We start from the raw sequence: 5,513 nt of genomic DNA, 5'->3' as shown, positions 1-5,513 counted from the left end.
GCGAACCGGTCTTGATCAGTTGCCCTTTACCCGGCACCACTGCAGCTTCGATGGTCAGCAACTCGCCGCCCACCTGAGTCCAGGCCAGGCCAGTCACCTGCCCCACCTGATCCTGCTGCTCGGCCAGGCCGTAGCGGAATTTGCGCACGCCAAGGAAGTGCTCCAGCATCTCGGCCGTGACTTTCACCGAGAAGCGTTTTTCCATCGCATGCTCTTTGACCGCCTTGCGGCAAACCTTGGCTATCTGGCGCTCAAGCCCACGCACACCGGCTTCACGGGTGTAGTAACGAATGATGTCGCGGATCGCCTCGGCGTCGAATTCCAGCTCGCCTTTTTTCAGGCCATTGGCCTGAATCTGCTTGGGCGAAAGGTATTTGACGGCGATGTTGATCTTCTCGTCTTCGGTGTAGCCCGGCAGACGAATCACTTCCATCCGGTCGAGCAGCGCCGGTGGGATGTTCATCGAGTTCGAGGTGCAAAGGCGTGAGCAATCGACTCCGCCAGAGAGGTTTTACCCACACCAGGAGGACCGACCAGGCACAACACCGGACCGCGAATTTTCTTCACGCGTTTTTGTACGGCGAGGTACTCGAGAATCCGCTCTTTGACTTCTTCCAGACCATAATGGTCGGCATCAAGAATGTCTTCTGCGCGCGCAAGATCCAGGCGAACCTTGCTTTGCGCCTTCCACGGCACCTGAACCAGCCAGTCGAGGTAGGAACGCACCACAGTCGCTTCAGCAGACATCGGTGACATTTGCTTGAGCTTGTTCAGCTCAGCCTGGGCCTTGATCAGCGCGTCTTTTGGCAAGCCTGCGGCATCGATGCGCTTTTTCAGCTCTTCGACTTCGTTATGGCCTTCTTCGCTATCGCCGAGTTCTTTCTGAATGGCCTTCATCTGCTCATTCAGGTAGTACTCGCGCTGGCTGCGCTCCATTTGCTTTTTGACGCGGCCACGAATGCGTTTTTCGACTTGCAACAGATCGATCTCGGCGTCCAGCAATGCCAGAACGTGCTCGACCCGGGCCGACAAATCRATGATTTCGAGGATTTCCTGCTTCTGCTCGATCTTCAGCGCCATGTGCGCGGCCATGGTATCCACCAGGCGGCTTGGCTCATCGATGCTGTTGAGCGATGACAGGACTTCAGCCGGAACCTTCTTGCCCAGCTGAACATATTGTTCAAATTGGGACAGCAAGCTGCGGACAAACACTTCCGACTCGCGTTCAGGAGCGTCGACTTCGTCAATCAGCGAAACCTCGGCACGGCAATGACCGTCAACTTCGCTGAAACGCTCGACCGCGCCACGCTGCTCGCCTTCAACCAGCACTTTGACCGTGCCGTCAGGCAGCTTGAGCAGCTGCAGAACCGTTGCGATCRTACCGACACGATAAAGTGCGTCTTCACCCGGATCGTCGTCAGCAGGGTTTCTCTGGGCCAGCAGAAGGATCTGCTTGTCGCCCGTCATCGCGGCCTACCGCGGTAAAGATCGTCCAAACGCGGCCCAAACCTTTGGCAGCTCCTGCAAAAGCAAAGGGGCCCGAAGGCCCCTTCTTTAATCCGGCAGTGCGACGCTTAAGCGTCTGGCGCTGCCTTGGCAGCCGGCTCACTGTTTTCGTAGATATACAGTGGCTTGGACTTGCCTTCTATAACGCTTTCATCGATCACTACTTTACTCACCTCGGACTGCGAGGGGATTTCATACATAGTGTCGAGCAGTACACCTTCGAGGATCGAACGCAATCCACGAGCACCGGTTTTGCGTTCCAGTGCGCGCTTGGCGACCGATTTCAGTGCGTCGGCCCGGAATTCCAGGTCTACGCCTTCCATCTCGAACAGCTTGGCATACTGCTTGGTCAGAGCATTTTTCGGCTCGGTGAGAATCTGCATCAGCGCAGCCTCGTCGAGCTCGTCCAGCGTTGCAAGAACCGGCAGACGACCGACGAATTCCGGGATCAGACCAAACTTGACCAGATCGTCAGGTTCGACTTCACGCAGGGACTCACCCACCTTCTTGCCTTCTTCCTTGCTGCGAACTTCTGCGTTGAAACCAATGCCGCCACGGGTGGAGCGGTTTTGAATAACCTTTTCCAGACCGGAGAACGCACCGCCGCAAATGAACAGGATGTTACGGGTATCGACCTGAAGGAATTCCTGCTGCGGGTGCTTGCGACCACCTTGAGGCGGAACGGAAGCGACCGTACCTTCGATCAACTTGAGCAGGGCCTGCTGCACGCCTTCACCGGAAACGTCCCGGGTGATGGACGGGTTGTCAGACTTGCGCGAAATCTTGTCGATTTCATCGATGTAGACAATGCCCATTTGAGCTTTTTCTACATCGTAATCGCACTTCTGCAACAGTTTCTGAATGATGTTTTCAACGTCTTCACCCACGTAACCCGCCTCGGTGAGGGTGGTTGCGTCAGCGATAGTGAAAGGCACATTCAGCAAACGGGCCAGTGTTTCCGCAAGCAGGGTTTTACCCGAGCCTGTAGGGCCGATCAGCAAGATGTTGCTTTTGCCGAGTTCGACATCGTCATTCTTTTTGTCACGCTGGTTGAGGCGCTTGTAGTGGTTGTACACCGCTACGGCCAAAACCTTTTTCGCACGCTCCTGACCAATCACGTACTGATCAAGGATGCCGCTGATTTCTTTAGGCGAAGGCAATTTATGCGCGCTGCTCTCGGCCTGTGCTTCCTGCACCTCCTCGCGGATGATGTCGTTGCACAGGTCGACGCACTCGTCGCAGATAAAGACCGAGGGGCCGGCAATCAATTTGCGCACTTCATGCTGGCTTTTGCCACAGAAGGAGCAATAGAGCAGCTTGCCGTTGTCCTCGCCGTTGCGGGTGTCAGTCATTCGATCGATCCAAATCCGATAGGCTTGCAACACAAGATGAAGGCAATTGCGGGCTTTTTCAAGCCCGCTGGTGGCCAGTTAAACCAACCACCTGCATTTGAGCTGCTTAGGCGGGCATTTTACGCTTGTCGATCACCGAGTCGATCAGGCCGTACTCAGCCGCACGCTCTGCGCTCATGAAGTTGTCACGCTCGGTGTCGCGCTCAATGGTTTCGAGGCTTTGACCGGTGTGATGAGCCAACAACGAGTTCAGGCGCGAACGGATATGGAGGATTTCCTTGGCATGGATGTCGATGTCCGACGCCTGGCCCTGAAAACCACCCAACGGCTGGTGAATCATCATGCGCGAGTTCGGCAGGCAGTAACGCTTGCCCGCAGCACCACCGGCAAGCAGGAAAGCACCCATGCTGCAGGCCTGACCGATACACGTGGTGGAAACGTCAGGTTTGATGAATTGCATGGTGTCGTAGATCGACATGCCTGCAGTCACCGAACCACCTGGTGAGTTGATGTAAAGATGGATGTCCTTGTCCGGGTTTTCCGCTTCAAGGAACAGCAGTTGCGCCGCGACCAGGTTGGCCATGTAGTCTTCTACCGGGCCGACAAGGAAGATCACTCGCTCCTTGAGGAGGCGCGAATAGATGTCATAGGCACGTTCGCCACGGGCGGACTGCTCGATAACCATCGGGACCAGACCACCTGCGGCCTGGATGTCAGAGCTCTGCTGATAATAAGAATTGCGGGACATGTCTCGCAGTCACTCCCAAATAGTTATGTCTTGAATACGCATAAGCCAGCTCGAAAGCTGGCTTATGGTGTGTGCTTCTAACGCAAAAACAATCAGTCGGCTTGTGGAGCTTCTACCGGCTTGACCGCTTCTTCGTAAGAGACCGATTTGTCGGTCACGCTAGCTTTCTGAAGAACAGTATCCACAACTTGCTCTTCCAGCACAACCGAACGGACTTCGTTCAGTTGCTGGTCGTTCTTGTAGTACCAGGACACAACTTGTTCAGGCTCCTGATAAGCCGAAGCCATTTCCTGAATCAGCTCGCGAACGCGGGTTTCGTCAGGCTTGAGGTCGTATTGCTTGACCACTTCAGCCACTACCAGACCCAGCACAACGCGACRCTTGGCTTGCTCTTCGAACAGCTCGGCCGGCAGTTGATCAGGTTTGATGTTGCCGCCGAACTGCTGAACAGCCTGAACGCGCAGACGATCAACCTCGTTGGACAGCAGGGCCTTTGGCACTTCGATCGGGTTGGCGGCCAGCAGACCCTTGATACCGAACTGAGCGAAGAATTCTTCGTTCAACTCAGGCAGTTTCGGCTCGGAAACAGTGTTCACGGTTACGGTGAACTCGGCTGCCTTGTTAGCCAGGTCGAGGTTCTGATAGTTCTCAGGGAAGGTCAGGTTCAGAACGCGCTCTTCGCCCGCCTTGGCGCCAACCAGGCCTTCTTCGAAGCCAGGGATCATGCGGCCGGAACCCAGAACCAGCTGAGTGCCTTTGGCGGAACCACCGGCGAACACTTCACCGTCAACCTTGCCAACGAAATCGATGTTCAGTTGGTCTTCGTTCTGAGCGGCACGATCGGCAATTTCAAAACGAACGTTCTGCTTGCGCAGGATTTCCAGCATTTTGTCCAGATCGGCGTCCGCCACGTCAGCGCTCAGGCGCTCGACAGCGATGGATTCGAAACCGGCAACGGTGAACTCGGGGAACACTTCGAACGTTGCAACGAATTCCAGATCCTTGCCCTTCTCCAGGACTTTAGGCTCTACCGAAGGAGCGCCAGCCGGGTTCAGCTTTTGCTCGACAATTGCTTCGTAGAAAGAAGCCTGGATMACATCGCCTACAGCTTCTTGACGCGCATCAGCTTCATAACGCTGACGGATCACGCTCATTGGCACTTTGCCAGGACGGAAGCCTGCAATCTTGGCCTTTTGGGCAGTCTGTTGCAGACGCTTGTTGACTTGAGTCTCAATGCGCTCAGCTGGCACGGTGATGCTCATGCGGCGCTCAAGAGCAGAAGTATTTTCAACAGAAACTTGCATGGATATTCCTCGTTGCACAGACGTTAGCCGGCCGTTTCCGACCACAGAATCAAGGGCATGCATTCTAGTGGGTCAAACTCAAGAAGTCACCCTACTGAAAACGGGTAAAAACGCAGCAGGCAATTTATAGGTGCGAATGCACGAATGCACCTCGCCCCGGAGGCAAATACAGCCAATCACGCCAGGGCTCTGCGCCAACCCTTCTATATATAGAAGAAGCGCCAATATCTCCCCGGCAGCCGATCTTGCAAGCAAGCCCGGTAGGCAATGCGGCATCATCGAGCAACATGAACACGACGAAACGCCCTGCCCTGGCGACCCGGAACCTGCAGTCGCCGAACATACAAACGCTGAAACAAAAAAGGCGCCAGACTGTTAAATCTGGCGCCTTTTTGAAATATGGGGTGGACGATGGGGATCGAACCCACGACAACGGGAGTCACAATCCCGTGCTCTACCAACTGAGCTACGCCCACCATAGTGCGTAGCAAAGAAGTCAAACAACTTCTTTGCTGAACTCCAACCCGGCCAATGGCCTGGCTGAAGCTTTAATTGGTGCGGATGAAGAGACTCGAACTCTTACGCCTCGCGGCGCTGGAACCT

3 protein-coding genes, 1 tRNA gene and 1 pseudogene are annotated in these 5,513 nt (G+C 55.1%); all 5 read right to left on the bottom strand.

Annotation, left to right across the window (positions count from 1 at the left end; genetic code table 11):
- Positions 1-1,467: pseudogene (locus tag AC1DH9_RS26650) on the bottom strand (LON peptidase substrate-binding domain-containing protein); the annotation flags it as partial.
- A 107-nt stretch (positions 1,468-1,574) separates the two neighbouring features.
- Entirely contained in the window at positions 1,575-2,858 is a 1,284-nt protein-coding gene (clpX, locus tag AC1DH9_RS26645; protein WP_054596541.1) for an ATP-dependent Clp protease ATP-binding subunit ClpX, read from the bottom strand.
- Positions 2,859-2,964: 106 nt separating this feature from the next.
- Positions 2,965-3,606, bottom strand: a complete 642-nt coding sequence (gene clpP / locus AC1DH9_RS26640) for an ATP-dependent Clp endopeptidase proteolytic subunit ClpP (protein WP_019692758.1) — start codon at positions 3,604-3,606, stop codon at positions 2,965-2,967.
- A 92-nt stretch (positions 3,607-3,698) separates the two neighbouring features.
- On the bottom strand, positions 3,699-4,910 hold the full coding sequence (tig, locus tag AC1DH9_RS26635) for a trigger factor (RefSeq protein ID WP_477809107.1): 1,212 nt from the start codon (positions 4,908-4,910) through the stop codon (positions 3,699-3,701).
- Between the two features lie 400 nt (positions 4,911-5,310).
- Positions 5,311-5,386, bottom strand: a tRNA-His gene (locus tag AC1DH9_RS26630).
- Between the last annotated feature and the right edge of the window lie 127 nt (positions 5,387-5,513).

The sequence above is a fragment of the Pseudomonas sp. 05T35 genome (assembly GCF_056396605.1).
Note: the sequence above shows the minus strand (reverse complement) of the source record. Positions and strands in the feature narration are given on the sequence as shown.